Origin of the sequence: Okeania sp. SIO2F5, assembly GCF_010692685.1 — a bacterium.
Taxonomy (GTDB): Bacteria; Cyanobacteriota; Cyanobacteriia; order Cyanobacteriales; family Microcoleaceae; genus Okeania; species Okeania hirsuta.
Window position 1 is genome coordinate 1 of record NZ_JAAHGU010000102.1, and the last position, 21,058, is coordinate 21,058.

Annotated in this window: 15 protein-coding genes and 2 pseudogenes; 9 read left to right on the plus strand and 8 right to left on the minus strand. The window is 39.0% G+C overall.

The window, feature by feature from the left end; all coding sequences use genetic code 11:
* Positions 1-84: 84 nt before the first annotated feature.
* The 7 genes and pseudogenes from F6K27_RS23905 to F6K27_RS23935 all read left to right on the plus strand — a co-directional run.
* Positions 85-1,104, plus strand: a pseudogene (locus F6K27_RS23905) (RNA-guided endonuclease InsQ/TnpB family protein); the annotation flags it as partial.
* A gap of 811 nt (positions 1,105-1,915) precedes the next feature.
* A complete protein-coding gene (locus F6K27_RS23910; RefSeq protein WP_287278717.1) occupies positions 1,916-3,628 on the plus strand; it encodes a peroxidase family protein in 1,713 nt (570 codons plus the stop codon).
* A gap of 1,354 nt (positions 3,629-4,982) precedes the next feature.
* Positions 4,983-5,711, plus strand: coding sequence for a Bax inhibitor-1 family protein (locus F6K27_RS23915; RefSeq protein WP_124142710.1), 729 nt, complete (start codon positions 4,983-4,985; stop codon positions 5,709-5,711).
* Between the two features lie 569 nt (positions 5,712-6,280).
* Positions 6,281-7,403 (plus strand): peptide chain release factor 2 gene (gene prfB, locus F6K27_RS23920; protein WP_287278719.1). Its coding sequence is split into 2 segments (ribosomal slippage): positions 6,281-6,352 and positions 6,354-7,403, totalling 1,122 coding nucleotides; the frame shifts between segments, so codons are not numbered across the junction.
* A gap of 709 nt (positions 7,404-8,112) precedes the next feature.
* Entirely contained in the window at positions 8,113-8,724 is a 612-nt protein-coding gene (locus F6K27_RS23925; RefSeq protein WP_287278721.1) for a hypothetical protein, read from the plus strand.
* Between the two features lie 62 nt (positions 8,725-8,786).
* Positions 8,787-8,963, plus strand: coding sequence for a hypothetical protein (locus tag F6K27_RS23930; protein ID WP_287278723.1), 177 nt, complete (start codon positions 8,787-8,789; stop codon positions 8,961-8,963).
* Between the two features lie 17 nt (positions 8,964-8,980).
* Positions 8,981-9,289: a transposase gene (locus tag F6K27_RS23935; protein ID WP_287278724.1), complete on the plus strand. Its 309-nt coding sequence runs from the start codon at positions 8,981-8,983 to the stop codon at positions 9,287-9,289.
* Positions 9,290-9,358: 69 nt separating this feature from the next.
* On the opposite strand, the gene F6K27_RS23940 is transcribed toward F6K27_RS23935, so the two are convergent.
* Positions 9,359-10,894 carry a hypothetical protein gene (locus F6K27_RS23940; protein WP_287278726.1) on the minus strand — a complete coding sequence of 512 codons (1,536 nt, stop codon included), beginning with the start codon at positions 10,892-10,894 and terminating at the stop codon, positions 9,359-9,361.
* Positions 10,895-10,982: 88 nt separating this feature from the next.
* Entirely contained in the window at positions 10,983-12,152 is a 1,170-nt protein-coding gene (locus F6K27_RS23945) for a hypothetical protein (RefSeq protein WP_287278727.1), read from the minus strand.
* 999 nt (positions 12,153-13,151) lie between these two features.
* Between F6K27_RS23945 and F6K27_RS23950 the strand changes: the two genes are divergently transcribed.
* Entirely contained in the window at positions 13,152-14,597 is a 1,446-nt protein-coding gene (locus tag F6K27_RS23950; protein WP_287278729.1) for an AAA-like domain-containing protein, read from the plus strand.
* Positions 14,598-14,854: 257 nt separating this feature from the next.
* On the opposite strand, the gene F6K27_RS23955 is transcribed toward F6K27_RS23950, so the two are convergent.
* The 6 genes and pseudogenes from F6K27_RS23955 to F6K27_RS23980 all read right to left on the minus strand — a co-directional run bounded on the left by F6K27_RS23955 (position 14,855) and on the right by F6K27_RS23980 (position 18,004).
* On the minus strand, positions 14,855-15,217 hold the full coding sequence (locus tag F6K27_RS23955; protein WP_287278731.1) for a hypothetical protein: 363 nt from the start codon (positions 15,215-15,217) through the stop codon (positions 14,855-14,857).
* Between the two features lie 158 nt (positions 15,218-15,375).
* Positions 15,376-16,125, minus strand: a complete 750-nt coding sequence (locus tag F6K27_RS23960) for a Uma2 family endonuclease (RefSeq protein WP_287278732.1) — start codon at positions 16,123-16,125, stop codon at positions 15,376-15,378.
* 84 nt (positions 16,126-16,209) lie between these two features.
* On the minus strand, positions 16,210-16,527 hold the full coding sequence (locus F6K27_RS23965) for a hypothetical protein (RefSeq protein WP_287278733.1): 318 nt from the start codon (positions 16,525-16,527) through the stop codon (positions 16,210-16,212).
* 30 nt (positions 16,528-16,557) lie between these two features.
* Positions 16,558-16,632: pseudogene (locus F6K27_RS23970) on the minus strand (helix-turn-helix domain-containing protein); the annotation flags it as partial.
* A gap of 120 nt (positions 16,633-16,752) precedes the next feature.
* Positions 16,753-17,433: a glycerophosphoryl diester phosphodiesterase membrane domain-containing protein gene (locus tag F6K27_RS23975; RefSeq protein ID WP_287278734.1), complete on the minus strand. Its 681-nt coding sequence runs from the start codon at positions 17,431-17,433 to the stop codon at positions 16,753-16,755.
* A 208-nt stretch (positions 17,434-17,641) separates the two neighbouring features.
* On the minus strand, positions 17,642-18,004 hold the full coding sequence (locus F6K27_RS23980; protein WP_287278735.1) for a hypothetical protein: 363 nt from the start codon (positions 18,002-18,004) through the stop codon (positions 17,642-17,644).
* 397 nt (positions 18,005-18,401) lie between these two features.
* On the opposite strand from F6K27_RS23980, the gene pcrA reads away from it, so the two are divergent.
* The gene (pcrA, locus tag F6K27_RS23985) at positions 18,402-20,750 is read left to right on the plus strand and encodes a DNA helicase PcrA (RefSeq protein ID WP_287278736.1); all 2,349 of its coding nucleotides are present in this window, start codon (positions 18,402-18,404) and stop codon (positions 20,748-20,750) included.
* Positions 20,751-21,058 lie beyond the last annotated feature (308 nt).

The following is a 21,058-nucleotide window of genomic DNA, read 5'->3' on the forward strand; positions in this document are numbered from 1 at the left end:
AGTCTCACGTCCGGTTCTGAAGACGAGCAAACCCTATAAAGGACAACCGGAAATGGGTCTGCTTAGTTTAACAACTGGGGCTTAAGTTTATGGAATGCTGCATACATTGATGGTGACAAACCAAATGCTCGTAAGTTGAGAGAGGTTTTTACTAATCACACAAAACCTCTTTATCCCTGGATGAAAAGCTTGTCGTCTAGAGTTTATCAATATGCTTTCATCAACTTAGGTGAAGCATTTAAGAGGTTCTTTCAAGGGTTGGGTAAATATCCAAGATTTAAGAAGAAAGGTAGGTCTGATTCATTCACAATAGATAATTGTGGAAAACCAATAGAATTAAATGGTTGGTGTCATAAATTACCTTTTATTGGCTGGGTAAAAACTTATGAACCAATTGAAGCCACTACTCAAAAAATCACTATTAGCAGACAAGCTGGTGATTGGTACTTGAGTTTAGCTTTTGAATGTACTCCTACTTCCACACCCAAAACAACTAATGTCGTAGGTGTAGATTTAGGAGTAAAAACATTAGCAACTTTAAGTGATGGGAAAGTCTTTGAAAGTGTAAAGTCATACCGTAAATTTGAAGCGAAGCTTTCGAGACTACAATACCTTAACCGCAATAAAAATATTGGTTCAGCTAACTGGAGGGCAGCACAATTAAAGATAGCTAGGCTGCTTCGACGAGTAGCCAACATCCGCAAAGATGCACTTCATAAATTAACAACATACTTAGCCAAAAACCACGGCAGTGCAGTAATTGAAGATTTGAACGTCAGTGGAATGTTAGCTAACCACAAGCTAGCCAAGTCTATAGCAGACCAGGGCTTTTATGAGTTTAGACGACAGCTAGAGTATAAGTGTCAATGGTACGGCTGTGAATTAGTAGTAGTAGACAGATTTTTTCCATCGTCAAAGACTTGCTCTAGTTGTGGTCATGTACAAGATATGCCATTAAATCTAAGAACTTTTGATTGCCCTGATTGTGGCATATCTATAGACCGCGATTTGAACGCAAGTATTAATTTAAGAAATGCGGTCGGCTTGACCGTTGATGCCTGTGGACGGAGTGCTGCCGACAGTTCCGGTGGAAGCAGGAAGTAAACATTAAAATATCACACTATGTGAAGTTTTATGTCGGTTTTATGAAGCAGACTTTCTACATATTTACATTATTTTGCGGATATAATCCATTTGAGCCTATGTTAAAAATCAGATGGGGAGGTAAGGAGATAGGGAATATTTTTCAACCTTTTCCCTTATGCCTTCCGTCCATCTCTTGACTCCTGATTAAACCCTCCTGACTCCTAGCAAAAAAAATGCGGGTCGCTGACAAAGATACTAAATGGGTTCTATGTGATTGCCAGTGGAACCTTTGTGGAGAATTCCAAAAATTTCCTCATCTCTAGCAATAGTAACTTATGGACATGGCATTGCATATGACCTTATTACCTAAATATTGTCTATACAATCCAAATAAGAAGCCATATAACCAAAGGTTTAGGAAATAATCTATATAATTCTACAGATAAATTCATTATACAAAGCGATCAGTAAAACTTAATATAAGTAATATCATGTTCCCCCTCCGGGGGAGCTACGAATTGCGGATAATCAGTTATAATAAAATTTAAGGACTCCGGGTACCGACAGTACCAAAGAAATACTGAAATTATCAATGCTTTTCTCCAATATTTTCTATGTATTCTTCCTTTCTTCCCTCCTGACTCCTGACTCCTGACTCCTCATAACAGTTATTTATAAGTATTCAACCGAACATGATATAATTCAGCTTAATATTAAGTAATTCAGCAGATCTTAATCAAAATACTGGGAAAAACTGCATAAGCTTGGGAAAAGTAGAAGTAGAAGTATAAGGATCAGGATGTAGTTGAGAAAAATACAGGTGGAAACTATGAATTTTCGTACATTTGACGGTAGTAACAATAACTTAGATCATCCTCAATATGGTGGAACTGGTGAAAATTTGCTTCGTTTAGCACCAGCAAATTATGAAGATGGCATATCTGAATTAGTTGACGGTCCGAATGCTAGATTTATTAGTAACACTGTGTTTAACCAATCAGAATCTATTCTAAACCCCCGAAATTTAAGTGATTATACATGGTTATGGGGACAATTTCTTGACCATGATATCACTTTGAGTGAGTTACAGTCAGGACCAACAGCAGAAACTATTAGCATTCCCATTCCTAACGACGACCCTGTTTTTATAACAGGTTCATTGATTCCTGTTACTAGATCGCTCTTTGATGAAAATACTGGCACTGACCTCACTAACCCCCGCCAGCAATTTAATGAAATTACAGCTTGGATAGATGGCAGCAATGTATATGGTAGCGACCAAGAACGTGCTGACTTCTTACGCAGCTTTGACGGTGGAAAATTGAAGGTGACTGCTCACTCCACAGGAGATTTACTGCTAACTAGAGGTGACGATGAAGATGCACCTCACATGGCAATGGAAGAAGCAATGGGTGCAAACACTTTTTTGGCAGGGGATGTAAGAGCAAATGAAAACTCAGCTTTAGCCTCAATGCACACTCTCTTTGTACGGGAGCATAACCGGATCGCTGAAATTATTGAAGCTACTCATACAGACTTACCTTTAGACCCTATTGCTCGGGATAAAGAGATTTATCAACGGGCGCGCAAAATAGTAGGGGCCCAAATCCAGAAAATTACTTATGACGAATTCTTGCCTGCTTTGGGCGTGACTCTCGACCCTTATACTGGTTATGATTCAACTGTTAATCCTAATATCAGTACAGAATTTTCTACAGCAGGCTTTCGTTTGGGACATACTATGGTTAGTCCTACTCTACAACATTTGAATGAAGATGGTAGCTCTACAGAATTTGGCCCACTAAACTTATCTGAAGTTTTCTTCCGGCCAGATAGTATTACTGAAAAAGGAGGAATAGATCCGATATTGCGTGGTTTAGCTTCTCAGGTACAGCAGAAAACAGACGCGAAAGTAATTGATGATTTGCGGAATCAATTATTTGGTCCTCCCAGTCAAGGACCAGTGGTAAATGGAACAGATTTGGCAGCTCTGAATATTCAGCGCGGGCGGGATCATGGTTTAGCCCGCTACAATGATGTTAGGGAAGCATTGGGTTTACCTAGGAAAGATAATTTTAGTGACATTTCATCTGACCCAGAATTGGTGGCATCACTAGAGGCGGTTTATAGCAATGTTGACGAAATTGACCTATGGGTGGGAATGTTGGCAGAAGATAATTTACAAAATTCTAGTATTGGGGAGTTGAATGAAGCGATTTTAGAAGACCAGTTTGAAAGATTGCGAGATGGCGATCGCTTCTGGTATGAAAATGATACTCACTTTGCTGAGTGGGAGTTAGGCGATGGTGTTTTGGTTTCAGATTGGTTAGGTGGTCTTCAGTTGTCGGATATTATCAAGTCGAACACTGGAATTGAAAATATTTCTGAAAATGTGTTCTTTGTGAGTACTTCTACTACTCCTGTGCCTAACATTAACGATGGCGGACCTACTTCTTTAATTATCCTGGCTAGTTTTTTGATGATTGGTCGTCTATGGAAGATGTTACCAACAATTAACAGACAGTCGAGCGATCGCAGTTAATTAATAAATAGGACTTACGCACCTGCAACGTATTTTCGTCCGAAGCGACCGACAGGGTTTGCGCAGCAGTCCGGAACGGAAAGCAATCTCAAATTTTAGTCTTTCCTACCTTATATCAAATCCGGTAGCATCGGTGTAATTAGATAGTTAATCTAGGAGGACCGAGTCAACCCACCCCTAACCCCTCCCAGGAGGGGAGGGGAAGTCAGGAGTCAGGAGGGAAGAGAATGCGCGAAACATTTGCTCTTGGATGAAGATGAAAATTTTTTTTATACCGAACCCGAGCGGATTTGATCTTATGCGTAAGTCCTGTAATATAGCAGTCGAAAGAAAGGTGAGGAAATATTAAAAGCTTAAAACTTAGACAATCCAAGATTTTTCCTTCTTCCTTCTTACTTCTGCTATACATAGTAGGAGCATTGCATACAACTCTCCTACAAATGATCAACGATCGCTAATGAACTAGCGATCGCTCTGAGAGTTTATTTCACAGATATTTTTTTTGGCGTTGCTGAAGCAGGTGTATGATATTAATCCTAATTACTTAGGAGTTAGGTCTACCGAAAACAGTAGCTGCGGACAATGCGAATGCGTACTTTAATAGATTTTTCATGGTTAAAACACCTAGTAATTCATAATTTATGTGTGTGAGTTGATGGTGTGAGTATGAGTTTAATAATTAGTTTACTTTAACTTGAAGATTGATACTTCTCAGTAGTTTTAGCGGTTTGTGAACCTCTCTTGCCCTCACAAATATAATCTAACTAATCCTACTTAAGTGTTGCAAGCCTTTTTGCAAGACTTTACTGAATCTTGAAAAAACTCTACTACTAATTTCACCCTATTCAATGTTATTTCACCAGAGATATTTACGGAATTAAAGTATTTTTTATCATATATATAACAGTATTAACAATTAGAACAATAGTCGTAGATATATGTAGTTAATTGATTTTACCTATTTCATATATATGGAAAATGATCAAAAAAAGCCTTATATAGATTTCAAGCCAATTATAAGTAATTAGTCTACACAACTGAGTGATGTTACTAAGTATTTTTTACTAAGCTAAATTGCATTTTCATAAAAAATAACAATTTATTGTGAAGTGTGCGTCATATCACTGACATAAATAAATATAATATGCTATATGCAAAAATCTAACTAAAATGTCACAATAATATGTAGATATAAAAAGTCAGGTCAAAGTAGAGGAGGCTTGGAATTGGCAACGTACAATACCAGGGCACAAAATTAATGAGTGAGGATCTGAAATTCAACTCTGACTCCTGACTCCTAGTTCCTGACTCCTTTCTTGATAAAAGTCCTTTTTTGTAATTAAGGAAAACTCTTATGGCTAATACCAGCAATTTTCGTCAAGCAATTCGTGAGGCTCAAAGTCAAAACCTAGTTGGCCCTAACGTGATTTCTAATGCTCTACCTTTTGTAGGTGGTGGCCTAATTCTCACAGCAGTAGGTACTTTTGGTGGCCTACAAGTGCTGCAGTCTAACCCTGGTCTATTTATGACCACATTCTGGGTAGCACTTATCGGCGAATTAGCATTATTTTTTATTGCCCGTGGAATTGCGGAAAAAGGCAATAATAACGTAGCCCTACCTTTATTAGCTACTTACAGCTTGTTATCCGGCTATACTCTGAGTGGTTTAGTATTTGTGGCCTTAAGTACCCAAGGAGTAGGTATTGGGGGAGTAGGTTTTGCCGCCCTCGGTTGTGGTGTCACCTTTATTGCAGCTCGTCAAATAGGCTCAAATCTATCTGAAGAAGATGGCATGGCCTTGACTAAAACTGTCAGCTTGGGAATAATTGCTTTATTAGTAGCAGTTGTGGGCCAAGTTATTTTTAGCTTTTTCGGTGTTTATACTCCAAGTTGGTTAGAAATAGGTATATCTGGCATAGGTGTATTTCTATTTGCTGGCGCTGCAGTGGTAGATTTTTACATCTTGCCTCGTACTTATCGTGACGATCAGTATATTCCCGCAGCTCTCTCGATGTACTTAACTTACATTAACCTATTCATTTTTATTCTGCGACTTTTGATAGCTATTAATAGTCGCGACTAATTTATAGATCGGGGAATAGGGAATAGGGAATAGGGAACGGTGGGAAAAACATTTCCCTGTCTGAGGTTTATCATCCCCATAAGTCCTAAGCAACTCTTTCCCTTTCTATAGCTATCAGCTTTTCAGTAAGTTTAGGTTATAGTCCTCTTTTGATGGACGAAAAGCAAGCAAGAGCGATACCAAAATTTGCCAAACCCGGTATTAGTGCTAAACCCAGCACTGAAATAAACCGGGTTTTATTGTATAGTTTATTTTTATAGTGGTTTGTGTGTAACAGGACTTACGCACTGACAATAGATATAGGGTTTTGGTGTGTTACGCTACCGCTAACACACCCTACTGAACTGACACGCCTAAAAATGTAGGTTGGGTTGTAGCTTGCTTCCGCGTAGCGGTACGGCAGTGTTAGCGGAGCTTCCCGAAGGGAAACCCAACAAAAGCTTACTACTGTTGGGTTAATCCTAACGGATAAGCTAGCGCTAACTTCTCTCAACCCAACCTACACTTATTGCACCATTTTAGCTGTGTCAGTCTACTACTGAACTGATTATTGAAAGGAGGCGATCGCCATGGAAGTATTAGACATTAAACGAGAAATTGAAAATTTGTCCTCTCGTCTGGGAAAAACCCAGGACTATCTTTGACGTTCCGGCACTAAAAGCAAAAATCCAAGATTTAGAGCAAGTTGCAGCTCAACCGGAATTTTGGGATGACCAAACAACGGCACAAAATACTCTGCAAGAGCTTAATGACCTCAAATCTCATCTACAGCAATATCAGCAATGGGAAAATAATCTGGAAGATACTAGAGCAATCTTTGAGTTATTGGAGCTGGAGACAGATGAGTCTTTATTGGAGGAAGCTCAAGCAACTATCTCTGGTCTCAACCAGGAGTTAGACCGGTGGGAACTACAGCAATTATTATCTGGTCTCTATGACCAAAATGGTGCAGTTATTACTATTAATGCTGGTGCTGGAGGTACAGACGCTCAAGACTGGGCAGAAATGTTGCTGCGGATGTATACTCGGTGGGGAGAAGACCACAACTATAAGGTACAGTTGGCAGAAATTTCTGAAGGAGATGAAGCAGGTATTAAGTCTGCAACTCTGGAAATTATTGGGCGCTATGCTTACGGTTATCTGAAAGCAGAAAAAGGTACTCACCGCTTGGTCAGAATTTCACCTTTTAATGCTAATGGCAAACGACAAACCAGTTTTGCGGGAGTGGAAGTGATGCCTGTGTTAGATAATTCTGTAGAGTTGGAAATTCCAGAAAAAGATTTGGAAATTACTACTTCTCGGTCTGGTGGTAAGGGTGGTCAAAACGTCAACAAGGTTGAAACCGCAGTGCGCATTGTTCATATTCCTACAGGTTTAGCTGTACGTTGTACCCAAGAGCGCAGTCAGTTACAAAATAAGGAAAAAGCATTAGCATTGCTCAAAGCTAGGTTACTGATAATTGCCAAAGAGCAACGCGCTCAAGAAATTGGTGAAATTCGGGGTGATATGGTAGAGGCAGCATGGGGTAATCAAATTCGTAACTATGTTTTCCATCCTTATCAGATGGTAAAAGATTTACGGACTCAGAAAGAAACTACTGCTATTACAGATGTGATGAATGGCGAGCTAGACTCATTTATTGAAGCTTATCTCCGACAGGAAAATCAAATGGTCGAGAGTCAGTCTGCTTAATATAGGCAGTGTCATTTCAGTTATCAGTTAGCCTCCTATGGTCGGAGCTACGCTAACAGTTATCAGTACCTCTAGCTGTTTGCGCAGCATTCCGTAGGAAAGCATTGGGATTGAAATCTGGAATATTCTCTTTATTTTATCCCCTTAAAAGGGGAGGCTTGATAACCACAATTTTTCGGTAATAAATAAGCTTGGGTAATTTCTAGATTTGACTTGGATGCCTCTTTGAGATCGTGTCCAATTAGACAACCATAATAAATCTTAGATCCCCCCAAACCCCCCTTTCCAAGGGGGGCTTAAGAATTAAGACTTATGCGATAACTTTATTAAATTGGTATAACTTCCCCTTTTCTCAAGGGAGGACTGGGGAGATCGAAACAGAATATTTTTATTATGACTAATAGACATATCTGATAATAAAAAATCAAATTAATTATTGTACTAGCTCGTCTAGCTTGAAAATGTGGGTAAATTTTAGAAAATATAGACCTCTCCCCCCTTGGAAAGGGGGGTTGGGGGGGATCGTAGCGTTGGGTTTTACTCACAATTTTAGTTTAGATGAGCTAGTACTCTTATTCATTAGACTTGTCGCCTATTTCCTACTCCCTCTTGAATTAGATATCTACCTTAACCAGATATCTACCTTGCTTTAGCCCAAAATATGTCACAATGAAGATATTTTATGTAATCCCGACTATAATATGTCCTCATGTCAAAGGTCTACAGCACTATAGAGCTAATAGATATCCTAGCTGAAGAGCGCCAAGCTTGTCTGCAAGGCCAGCGCCTGAATTTGGCAGCAACTCCCCGCACGGGAAACCCAGTAGTTGACCATTTTCTCAAACCAGAAGCTTTCCAAAAGTTTACTGCATATCAAGATTTTAAAGCTGCTGTTCATCGCTATCAAACAGAATATTTGGTCTCTGGTATTGTGTGGCGACAGGTGACAGTTAATGATAAGACTATTAGTTTTCCTGTAGTGCATGAACAATTAATTGCTTTATTGAGCGATCTAGAAATTTTGCAGGCAGCAAAGGTTTCTGTATTAAATTTCTGGAGTCAGGTGACAATGGGGATGGACTTATATTTAAGTGTAGGTAGCGGTCGAGACTTTCGTAAAATAGAAATACAAGAAGTAGAAGCGATCGCTCAACGTACAGAATGGGCAAATATGTTGAAGTGGGAAAAATCTAATTTTCTGGAGATGTTACTACAGTTAGGATGGGGAAAACCAGAGTTAGCAGCTTATCGTCGCGGCTGGCCTAATTCTGGAAGTGAGTATATTCATGCTGTGAAACCAGGAAAGCAACCTATTTGTTAAAAAAGCGGTCAGCTCTCAGCAGTCAGCAGTCAGCTAAAGTCAAAACTTTTAACTGTAAGGTTATGGATTTATTTTCAATTACCAAAATAGCAGCACCAATTGCAGGACCTTTGGCAAATGTTGCTGTTAAAAAAGGATTTCAATTTCTTAATCAAACAGACATACAAAAAGCAATTGAAGCTGGAATAAAAGCTGTGGAAAAAGAGGAAGAAAAATTCCCTAATACAAATTTCAAATAAATACCATACTTATTGGAATGCCTAATTATAGAAGACCTAATATTTCTGGTGGAACATATTTCATCACTCAAGTAACTTATCAAAGAGAAACTTGGCTGTGTAGGGAAGTTGGCAGAAAAGCTCTCAGAGAAGCGATAGAAAAGGTAAGAGAAAAGTATCCTTTTTCTATTGATGCTTTTGTTTTACTACCAGAGCATTTTCATTGTCTGTGGGCTTTGCCGTTAGTCAACCTTTTCTTCCCTTCTGCCTTCTGCCTTCTGCCTTCCTTCCTCCAAAGTGTAAGTATTCAACCGGACATGATATTAAAGGGTCATGTTGCAATCTAGGCTTCTTTGACTCAAGGAGTCGCACTCAACCTAACCTATAAGAGCAGCAATTGCACTAATACAAGAGAACTATGCTACTGCTGGTGACGTTTCTTGTAATTCAGCGATGAGTGTTTTCAATCCCTCAAGTATTTCGTCCACTGTTTTTAATCGCTCCCGGTCTGGATAAGTGATGTCAAGTGTTGTTTTCGTTTCTGTAGCTTTTCGCTCCATATACCGATCTGGAAGAGGAAATGGCAGACCAAAATCATTGGCATCATCGATGATGCCCTGTGCATAAGGTTCCAATATACTCAAACTCTTGTGATCTGCAATTGCTGATGTTAATTCTTGGTTAATCTCCTTCATTTGCTGAGCGACTGAGTTGGAAAATTCATCTCGAATCTTATCCAATGTTTCTTTTCTTTGGTCTGAGGCTAAATTTTCGTTCTTCCCATCATCCTTTAATGTTTGAAATTCAGTGTAGGATGTTTCCAGGTTTGCAATAACCTGTGAGTCCTCCGAATCAATTTCTGCATTTTTAAACTGCTCAATCATTGATTCATAGGCAGCATCCATCCCATCTACTAAACCATCTATACTTTCGTCATACTCTGAGATAATGCCTTGATATCCTGTGGCTAAAGTCTCTTTGGCTTCCTCACTTTCAGCTGCTAAATCAATATCAAATACCTCGGCAACATCATTAAGTGCATCCTCATTAACACTTCCATCTTGATTTTTGCAACCGTTCAACACAAGGTTATAGGTTGTGATCTCAGATTCATAACGTTGAAGCATCTCATTTAAGGAGCTCTTCATTTCATTTTCCGCTTTTTTCTGTTCAATCAAAATATAAATGTTGAATCCAAACGATCCCGCCGTTACGAGTTTATCAACGCCCTTGAGCATCATCGTCCCGTACCGTGTAATGCCAGATTGAACTTTTTGCCACTTGGTCTTTTCCTGGGCGCTGAAATTGCGTAACTCCTCTACATTTACACCATCAAAAATGACGGGTTTTTGACGTTCAAGTGAAGGAACATCCTGCCCGCTTTTGCGCTTTTTATATAAGCTATAGCCTAGAAACATTGCCCTTAAACCCAGACCCGTACTAGCAAGCCCAATATGCAAATAATCTGGGCCAAGCTGTTCTTGGATGCCCTCTACTTTTTGCTGGGTTTCAGTGCTTAAACTGCCATCAGGCAGTGCTGTATTTTCAAACCAAGTATAGGTCGTGGGAATGCTGCTGTTTAATTGAGTGTTCAATGTATCTAGTGCCTGACTCTGCTCGAATGCTAACCCTTGTCTTTCTTCAAAATCGGCACTAATACCATACAACGATGTAATCGCTGCAAGTAGATTGGTGATGTCTGTATTAGCCTGTGTCACCTCCTTCATGATTGTGTCATACTCAACTCCTTTCTCGGTGACCTGATTAATTAAGTCCTTGATTTCTGGATTGGTAACCCCTGCTGCCTTGGCAATTTGATTGCCGAGCATATACACATCCATGCCAGCATCAGCAATCTCGACAGTAGTCCAAAGTCCCTTACCGATTTTTGCCGCAATTTGAACACTTTTAAATCCTTTTGCTGCAGTTAATAAACTTGCAAAACCCGCCATTGATTTCTCCTAATAATTACTTCAAAACAGAATAAAAGCATTAAAGACCAAACGGTTGTTCATTTTGGTCGCTATCCCAAGATCACTATTACTGATCAACCTCAGCAATAATTAACTGGGCTTCATTTTCATCAATGGATGTATCGCTTGCTGCGATCATTCCTACGCGAACATCGTAGGGTAAACCTGTGGTACTTTGAGCCAATTTCATAGCGGTATCGCGAATGCCTTCAAAAGACACAAGACGGCTACGCAATTGCTTCAATTCTTGCGTTTTGTCCGCCACCCAATTGTCCCAAGATGCTTCCGTTTGCTTGGGTTCAACAGTATTGAGCAGTTCATGAATTCTCAAGTTGATTTCCCGGACTTCTCGGCGCAAATCTGTGAGGTCTTGGTTGGTTTCTGCGATGCCATCATTTAATTCTTTGAGATATTGCTCCAATTGGTCTTGCTTGGCTTCAAGTTGGGCAATAGATAGACCGATATCTAATCCAATTGATGCCACGGACAAAACAGCCGACGCTCGTCCGACTAACTTACCAACCTTCAGAAATTTTGAGGCTTTTGAGAGTTTCGAGACTTTTGCCAATTTTGAGGCTTTGGCGATTAGACCCAGGGATGCAAGAGCAGAAACACTACTTGCTACATCGGCACTCATTCTGGAGATAACAATCCGCTGAGCGACTTCATTCCAATCTGTCGCATATTTCCCAATCTCTTCTACAGAGGTTAGAGAAATATCTAACATCTTAGCCCATTTTTCCCAACCAGGGATTTTAGAGGCTTTTTCTAAGAGTTGATTGACCTCATCACTGATTTGTACAAGATTATCGATATCTACCAACATGATTTCTAGCAGAGCGGCTCTATTATCTCTTTCGAGTTCTATTCGTTGCCCCTCGTTATATAACCGTGTGATTTCGCTATGCTTGGTGCGAGCCTCATTCTCCATGTCTTTCAAGAAACCATAGTGGTTTTTCTCAATGGCATCGGTAGCACTCAAAACCCCGGCGTCTGACATCGCTTTTTTTGCCGCTTCCATCTCATCATCAAACTGAAAGCCTGTACCCAGGTTCGCAATGTCAATTGCTGTGTCTGTAACAATTCGTGTTGCCGATGTGCCAACGTCCTTAGTCACTGACGCAATATCATTAATGACTGGAGATGTGGAAATTTCATTCACAGTCTTTTGCGTCTCCTCAGCAATGACCTTTCCGGCATCTTTAAAGGCTTTTCCAATGTCGTCAAAAAATCCCATAGTCTTAAACTCTATTATTCCTATAGACAATTCCAGGGGGCTATTTTTAGGAACTTCTAAAATTCTCTATGACTCAATAATATAGATTTCCTACTGTAAACGCCACTAAAGTTTGCAATTTTAAGAAAAAAGATAAGGATTTAGCTCCAGCAATTCTCCAACGCTAGTACCCATAACAATTTCAGAGATAGAAAACTTAAGAACATCGCTACTATTTAGGAGAAAATTGCTTAACTTTGGAAAAACTTAAAAGTTAAAAGTTAAGGATTTTACTTCTGGTTTCCGAAGTTTACAATTTTTAAGAAAAACTTAATACTTTAGTACCAGCAAATCCCAAAGACCAGTTACTGTATTGGTTTCAGATATAGAAAACTTATATTAATAACCTCATTACTTTTGACAAGCCCCAAACTTAAAAATTTTACTTCAAATTCCGCACACTTAATATATTTTCACATTAAGCTGGAGTCCAATATTACCAAGTATAGCAATGTGCGCTGGCATATTTACAAATTACAGGAGATGTCCAATAGCTAAAATCTTATATGATTCCTACGGAATGCTTGCGCAAACAGCCTTTTATTCCCCCTGTTGCCAGATGAGCTGTTGCCTGCGCACAGCGCTATATTTTCTGAAATTCGATGACGCCGATTGGCCAAATAGATGCCTGCAAGTAAGCATAGGTAACCGTATTTGTGCTTAATGAACCAGGAAAATCTAATTTGGTACTTAAATTAAACGGATATAATATTAACCAATACTGAATATGAAGTTAAGTTTCTCACCAAAAGACCAAAATGACTTTTTCCCAGAATACACCCGTGGACTTTGAACCTATTAACAAAAAAATCCTAGATGCAGAAGTTTTACAAGAAGCCAACTTATCGGAGAAATAAACAATATTTATAGACGATCGCTATTTATGAAGATAGGCATCAGGGATATCTTTACTTCTACAGATAAGATAAAAAATTTGTTAATCAAAAAAATATAACAACAATGAGCAAGTATGTACGCAGACGTGGTGTAACCCTTACCAGGCAGGGATCAAGGAAACTTGAGCAAGCAAAATCAGAGGCAGAAATTGAGCAAAATCAGCGATACACCCTTGAATCTCTTAGTAAAAAAACAGGTTTAACTCCCAATACCCTTAGCAAAATATTTACCTGCTCGTTAGGAGTCGATAAACGTACCTTAAAATGCTGCTTCGATGCCTTTAATCTGAGTTTGTTAGCGGATGATTATCTCTACTTGAAGTCTGAGCAAGATAATCAGGTCCAGATTAACCCTATGCCCCCTGCTGAAACCTACTCCTTCCTAGAACCAGTCTGCAATTCTCCTTTCGAGCTGCTGCGCGATCGCAACAACGCTGCCCAAATAAAAAAAATGGTTCAACCACAAGACGATCTGCAACCTCGTTTGCCAACAGCACCGGGAGGACAGATGCCCCTATATTCTGTCTTTTACATTGACCGTCCCATCATTGAATCCCTCTGTTACGAAGGCATCCAGGAACCAGGTACATTGTTGAACATCCGTGATCCCAAGCAAATGGGCAAAACCTCCCTAATGAGTCGCATCATTGCTTACGCTAAATCCCTGGGGTATCAAACTGTTTCTCTGAACTTACAAGTCGCTGATGCTGAGATTTTACAAGACCTAGAACACTTCCTACAATGGTTCTGTGCTAGAGTTAGCAAGGAATTAGAATTTCCCAACCAGATAGCAGACTTTTGGGATAACTCCTTGGGTAGCAAATCAACCGCCACTGACTATTTCAATGATATTATCTTAGCCAACCTCGATCGCCCTCTGGTAATAGCTATCGATGAACTTAATCAGCTTTTTGCCTACCCAGATATTGCTCGTGAATTTCTCCAACTTCTGCGAACCTGGTCTGAGCAAGCTAAAGCAGGGGTGGCAGACAGTCATCCTTGGCACAAACTGCGATTGGTGACAGCTCATTCTACTGAAATTATGATGCCTCCCTCAATTAATCCCTCCCTGTTGAATACTGGGTTAATCATCAATTTACCTGAATTTACCCAAGCTCAGGTGCAAGACCTAGCACAGCGGTGGGAACAAGAAATAACTGAACCACAAATCAAGCAACTGATGACTCTTCTGGGTGGACATCCCTATCGTTTGCAGTTAGCATTTTATTACCTACAGCAACAGACCATAACCCTAGAAGAACTTTCAGAAAATTCTGAGAGAGCAACTGCTCTTTATGCAGAACATTTACAACAACAATGGTGGAATCTGCAACGCTATGATAAATTATTGCCTATCTTTACTGAAATTGTGAACAACCCCAAACCGATAGAAATAAAACTCTCCCTTGGTTATAAGTTGCAACAGATGGGGTTGGTTCATTTGGAAGGCGATCGGGCAAGTCTGTCTTGTGAGTTATTTCGTCCGTTTTTTCTGCAAGTTTTGAATTGATTGTTATTTGGACTGAGGTGCGTTACATTTCATTCATGCACCCTACTGGACTAATGAAATAACTACTTAGGCAAGGTTGATGGTAGGCAAATGCAACGCTCACACAGATTATGGCATGGATGCACAGATTAAATGTAAGTACGTTTTTGGCATGACACACCTAAAATGTTGCAATAGTAGGGGTGGGTTCCGCGTTAAGTTAATGGTGTTACAAATTATTCAGATGAACCCGCCCCCTCCCCAATAATCTAATGCACTTAAACAACACTAAAAGCTTGAAAAAGTTGTTTCATTTCAGCTTTAAGTGCTGTAATTGCATCTTCTAAAGAGTCACAATCATCTGTATCAAGTAAATGAGCATCACCAAAATCAGCACTTGACCACAAATAGACAGGTAATCCAATAGTTAAACTTCCTCTCCACTTTTCGTCGTATGTATCAAGCGTAATAAAAAAGTTTCTTGACCCAGTATCTTCGCGTTCCAGAACAAATTTCCCCCACACAGAAAACCCGAAATATTCTCCATTTATTTCGTTATTGTATTCCCAATCAGAGAAATTGGGAAAAGCTGTTTTTGCTTGTTCAATTGCCTCTTGAATTTCAACTTCTGTTAATAACATATTACTGAGATATAAGTGAAATAAGTACTTAGGTAAGGTTGATAGTAGGCAAATGGGGCGCTCACACAGATTATGGCACGGATGCACAGATTAAGTGTAAACGTATGTAATATACCACAAATATCTGTTGTAGGGGCGAATGGCATTCGCCCTTAAAGTTAATTGGGATCGATACCCAATTCCCGCAACCTGGTCTCAAGTTCTGCCAACTTCTGCTCCGCTTTTTCAGCACGTTGTAAAGCTAACTCCTTTTCCAGTTTCTCTTGGTTCGCACGTTCGCCACCAGTAGGAATCACATTTCCCTCAACATCGCACCAACGCAACCAAACATCCTGCTTGCCTTCAAATTCTCCTGACCATAAAGTTAACCCCAACCCGACTTTTTCTAACCAAGTTTCCGTCATTTGCTGATAACCGTTTGCCCTCAACTCATATACTTGCAGCAGAGACTCTCCTAACTTTTGCAATGGATCGAAAACCACATAATACCAGACTCCTATTCGTGCATAACCTGCAAGTTTACTACCCAACTCGTTCCCCACTTTGTTAGAAACTATTTCCACTACCACATCTGGTGCTTTACCAAATTCCCAAGTATAATAGCTGCGGTTTTCTCTTTCTCGCCAGTCCTCAGGTATTGTCACATCTAGACTCAGGAAAACATCAGGCACTAAAGCTGGTTTGTTGACAGCATAAAATACTCCTATATTCGCCGCCGCCAAGAACCGACTACTGCCATCTACACCCAACCATGAATCATATAAACAGGTTGTCAGCAGACGTTGTTGTTTTTCCGATTGAAAATTATCTACTGGAGTATCATCCTCTATGATTAAATGGCTAATATCGGGAGCAGCTATTTCTTCTATTTCTACTGTTGTTTCATCTGTTGTGATTTTAGATATCATATTTAGCTTTCTCCTGGTTTGCACGTTTGACTTCTTTCCGTCAGCGAGCAAGACGGTCGCATTTATATTATACAGCAGATTCCACTAAGTGTGAGATACACCCATCGCGGGCAACATGCCCGCACTACAAACTGGTACAGAGGGTAAGATTTCATAAGTTTTTACTACTCCTATTCTGGGTAATTGTATGTAGTTACCTTGAGTTATTTTAATACTTCCTTCTAAGTAAAAGCTGTCTTTTCTGCCTTTTTTCTTAAATTTAGGAAACCCACATTTAGGAATAGTTAGAAAGTTTTTAAATGCCCTCTCTAAATCCCTTAAGGCTTGTTGAGGGACACATTTAGATACCTCATAGTACCAGGGATTAATTGATTTGACTTCAGCTACTAAACGTTTATGCAAGGTAATTGCGCTGGGGCGTTTTTTAGTTTCTTCGTACTCTCTTATACAAGTTGCTAATCCCCAGTTATAAGCATGACGAGGTACTCCTGCGTGTTTGGCAAGTATTGTTTTTTATTGATTGTTAAGTTTTAACTTAGTTTTAAAGGATTTCATTGTCAGCGAGGGGTTACCTCCTGTCATAAATTAAACACAACGCGATTATATCACAATGTTATTCTCTTTGCTTCATCTGTTGTTAAGTTCCTTAATATTCTTAAGCTTCATATATAATAGATATGAATAAACAACTCCAAATGGACTTATTAAAAAAATTATAAAACGTCGTATTATAAAAAGGTTTTCCTCTTGAATACTATAGGACGATGCTAGAGAAGTAAAAAATACAAACAAAATAAATAAAACTATTGCAATCGGGAACAATAGAAAGAAAAATGCAAAGAATATTGACCACCAATGACCTTTTGTCAACTCCCAACTCCTACTAATTCCATCTAAAGCTGGTAGATATTCTATAAGAGTAGTATGGAGGGAACATAGGAGGCGTAATCCCATATAAAACCCCGGAAAAAATAGTAGTATTATTCCGAACAAAACGATTAAAGAAGTGGTAATTGATATCAAAATTATTTGTAAAAACTTTTTAGCAGTCTGGCTAATTGCTTCTCCTATACCTGAAGTATGGGTAAAATATCCATGAATATATAAAATTTGAGTACCAAGTAATAAAGGATTAATAAAAAAAGGAATAATCAGTAAGATAATATTTATTGGTGGTAAAGATAATCTAGCGCCTACAAGCATCAAAAAACGAAGAGAACCGATAAGTAGAAGTGGAAAATATACAGGCCAAATAGAGTCAAGTGTTTCTCCTAACAGACTGACAGGATCAATTCTTTGAGATTGCATTCTTTTATATCCTTAGTTATTACCATATTTAGAGTAGTCCAGTAGGGTGCGTTACGCTGTCGCTAACGCACCATCCATAAAACAGTATACCACCATCCATAAAACAGGTCTAGTGGATTGAAAAATCTCAAATGGTGCGTTACGACGGATTGCTGAATCTCTTTCATCGTCTAAATTTAAGCCGTCTAACGCACCCTACAAATTTTGCTTAAACAACACTAAAAGTTTGAAAAAGTTGTTTCATTTCAGCTTTAAGTGCCGTAATTGCATCTTCCAAAGAATCACAATCATCTGTATCAAGTAAATGAGCATCACCAAAGTCAGCACTTGACCACAAATAGACAGGTAATCCAATAGTTAAACTTCCTCTCCACTTTTCGTCGTATGTATCAAGCGTAATAAAAAAGTTTCTTGACCCAGTATCTTCGCGTTCCAGAACAAATTTCCCCCACACAGAAAACCCGAAATATTCTCCATTTATTTCGTTATTGTATTCCCAATCAGAGAAATTGGGAAAAGCGGTTTTTGCTTGTTCAATTGCCTCTTGAATTTCAACTTCTGTTAATAACATATTACTAAGATATAAAAGTATTAGAGTTGTTGGGAAATAAAAATTTAAAATGCTCAAAAGGTTTACTGTATAAGCTTTTCAGGCTTAAAATTCCAAAAAAAACTATAAACCTTGACTGATAAGGATTTGAGCCATTTTTTTTGCTTAATTCCCAACAACTCTATTATAGTAGTCCAGTAGTGCGTTAGCGATAGCGTAACGCACCGAAATATTATGGGAGAGACGGTGCGTTAATGAAATGTAACGCACCCTACCACTACCACTGTTATACTCCATCCCCGCGTCTCCGTGTCTCCGCGTCCCCGTGTCTATCGAGAATGAAACTGGGGTAGGGGGGGATACCTTCTGCCTTTCCTGATAATATGCAATATATTAACTGATATATTCATAAGCAACTATGCAAACTACTGACTTTCTGAGTGAGCTAAATTTATCCCAACGCCAAGCAGTACAACATTTTTGCGGACCAATGCTAGTTGTGGCAGGAGCTGGTTCTGGCAAAACTAGAGCGCTCACCTATCGCGTGGCCCATCTAATACGTCATCATCGGGTACATCCAGAAAATATTCTGGCGGTGACATTTACAAATAAAGCTGCGCGGGAAATGAAGGAGCGGATCGAAAAGCTATTTGCTGGGCAACAAGCAGAAGCAAAATATGGTAAACCATTCTCAGCATTAACACTGGAAGAACAGACTAAGTTGCGATCGCAAGTCTATAAAAGTATTACGAAACATTTATGGATGGGAACTTTTCATAGTCTTTGCGCTCGTATTCTGCGGTTTGATATTAATAAATATCAGGATGAAAAAAAACGTCGTTGGGATAAAAATTTTTCTATTTTTGATGAAAGTGATGCTCAAACTTTAATTAAGCAAATTGTTACTAAACAGCTCAATTTAGATGACAAAAGATTTGAACCTCGTTCGGTTAGATATGCTATTGGTAATGCTAAAAATAAGGGAATGTCGCCTCTAGAATATCAAAGGTCGGAGCCAGATTATCGGGGGCGGGTAATTGCTGAAGTTTATGGAATTTATCAAGATAATTTGGCAGCTAATAATGCTCTTGATTTTGACGATTTAATCAGAATACCTGTAGAATTATTTCGGCAAAATGAACAAGTATTGGCTTATTGGCATAAACATTTTAACCATATTTTAGTAGATGAATATCAAGATACGAATCGGACTCAATATAACTTTATTAGGTTTTTAGCAACTAATGGTGAAGACCCTAAATATTTTAATAAATGGGAAAATCGTTCTGTTTTTGTAGTGGGAGATGTAGACCAATCTATTTATTCTTTCCGCATGGCAGATTACACAATTTTGCTAGATTTTCAACATGATTTTGGAGATGGTTTGGCGGATGAAGATACCCGGACAATGATTAAGTTGGAGGAAAATTATCGGTCGCGGGAAAATATTCTGGAAGTGGCAAATAAGTTGATTGAAAATAATACTCAACGTATTGATAAAGTTCTCAAACCAACGAGAGGTTTAGGGGAAGAAATTTATTGTTATGAGGCGGAAAGTGAGTTAGAAGAAGCGGAGTTTGTTTGTAGTAAAATTCAGGAAATTACAGACCAAAACCCAGAGTTAGATTTAGGCAGTTTTGCTGTACTTTATCGGACTAATTCTCAGTCACGCGCTCTGGAAGAAGCTTTGATTCATTATGATATTAAATATGTGATAATTGGCGGATTGAAATTTTATGACCGGAAGGAAATTAAGGATTCTTTGGCTTATTTGCGGGTTATTGCTAATCCTGCTGATACTGTTAGTTTGCTCAGAATTATTAATACTCCGAGAAGAGGTATTGGTAAGGCGACTATTGATACTTTGGTAAATGCTTCTTTGGAGATGGGAATACCTTTGTGGGAAATTATTAATGATGAAACTTCTGTTAATACTTTGGCTGGTCGTTCTGCAAAAGCTGTGAATAAATTTGCTGAGATAATTAAGCATTGGCAAAATGAAGTAGAAAATCTGACGGCGGTCGAAATTGTTGAAGGAATTTTGGAGACTTCTGGTTATATTGAAGAGTTGAAAAAAAAGGGTACGGAAGAAGCAGATAATCGACTGGCAAATTTGGGGGAATTATGTAGTGCTGTTGCTCAGTTTCAAGAGGATAATGAGGATACAAGTTTAGGAGGTTTTTTGGCAAATGCTTCTCTAGCTTCAGATTTAGATAATCTACAAGATGGGCAGGAAGCTGTATCGTTAATGACTTTACATTCGGCTAAAGGTTTGGAATTTTCGGTGGTTTTTATGGTTGGTTTGGAAGAGGGTTTATTACCTCATTTTCGCAGTAAAAATGACCCTTTGTCTTTGGAAGAAGAAAGGCGACTTTGTTATGTAGGAATTACGAGGGCGCAGGAACAATTATTTATTTCTTATGCCACTGAAAGGCGACAGTTTTGGGGAGCGCGAGATGTCGCAGTTCCATCTCAATTTTTGGCTGAGTTACCGGAAGATTTGATTAATACTAATGGGATGAAAAAGGTAATTTATCGTTCCCGTCGTCAAAGCAAAAATACTAAAAATTATACTGTCAAAAAATCGGCAAATAATCAAGGAGAAAATTGGCAAGTAGGCGAGAAGGTGATGCACAAAAGTTTTGGAGTAGGACAGGTAACTAATGTTTTTGGTGGAGGACAAAAACTGAGTTTAGGTATCAAATTTGGTAAAAGTAAAAAAATTATTGACCCTAAAACTGCACCGATGGAAAAGTTGGAATATTGAAGAAGGAGTCAGGAGTCAGGAGAAGAAAGTATTGAAGAAGGAGTCAGGGTGTTGCATAAATGCGCTTGGGATTTTAATAGTTTTGTGGAAGTGGAAGTGGAATGAGCATCTTGCCCGTTCCTGATATTTTCCCTATTCTATTTCTAAATTCCCCGGTCTCACATCCGGATAATGATATTAAATCTGGTAACATTGAAGAAGGAGTCAGGAGTCAGGAGTCAGGAGTCAGGAGAAGAAAGTTTTTTGTTTGCTGGCGCACAACTGCGTTAACGCGGAGCGCAGAACGGAGTTCTATCGCTAATTAAACG

Coding starts and splice junctions, on each gene's coding strand:
- F6K27_RS23935 (WP_287278724.1), top strand. CDS start 8,981: ATGCCTAATTATAGAAGACCTAATATTTCTGGTGGAACATATTTCATC.
- F6K27_RS23960 (WP_287278732.1), bottom strand. CDS start 16,125: ATGATATCTAAAATCACAACAGATGAAACAACAGTAGAAATAGAAGAA.
- F6K27_RS23940 (WP_287278726.1), bottom strand. CDS start 10,894: ATGGCGGGTTTTGCAAGTTTATTAACTGCAGCAAAAGGATTTAAAAGT.
- F6K27_RS23950 (WP_287278729.1), top strand. CDS start 13,152: ATGAGCAAGTATGTACGCAGACGTGGTGTAACCCTTACCAGGCAGGGA.
- F6K27_RS23930 (WP_287278723.1), top strand. CDS start 8,787: ATGGATTTATTTTCAATTACCAAAATAGCAGCACCAATTGCAGGACCT.
- F6K27_RS23980 (WP_287278735.1), bottom strand. CDS start 18,004: ATGTTATTAACAGAAGTTGAAATTCAAGAGGCAATTGAACAAGCAAAA.
- F6K27_RS23915 (WP_124142710.1), top strand. CDS start 4,983: ATGGCTAATACCAGCAATTTTCGTCAAGCAATTCGTGAGGCTCAAAGT.
- F6K27_RS23975 (WP_287278734.1), bottom strand. CDS start 17,433: ATGCAATCTCAAAGAATTGATCCTGTCAGTCTGTTAGGAGAAACACTT.
- pcrA (WP_287278736.1), top strand. CDS start 18,402: ATGCAAACTACTGACTTTCTGAGTGAGCTAAATTTATCCCAACGCCAA.
- F6K27_RS23945 (WP_287278727.1), bottom strand. CDS start 12,152: ATGGGATTTTTTGACGACATTGGAAAAGCCTTTAAAGATGCCGGAAAG.
- F6K27_RS23955 (WP_287278731.1), bottom strand. CDS start 15,217: ATGTTATTAACAGAAGTTGAAATTCAAGAGGCAATTGAACAAGCAAAA.
- F6K27_RS23910 (WP_287278717.1), top strand. CDS start 1,916: ATGAATTTTCGTACATTTGACGGTAGTAACAATAACTTAGATCATCCT.
- F6K27_RS23925 (WP_287278721.1), top strand. CDS start 8,113: ATGTCAAAGGTCTACAGCACTATAGAGCTAATAGATATCCTAGCTGAA.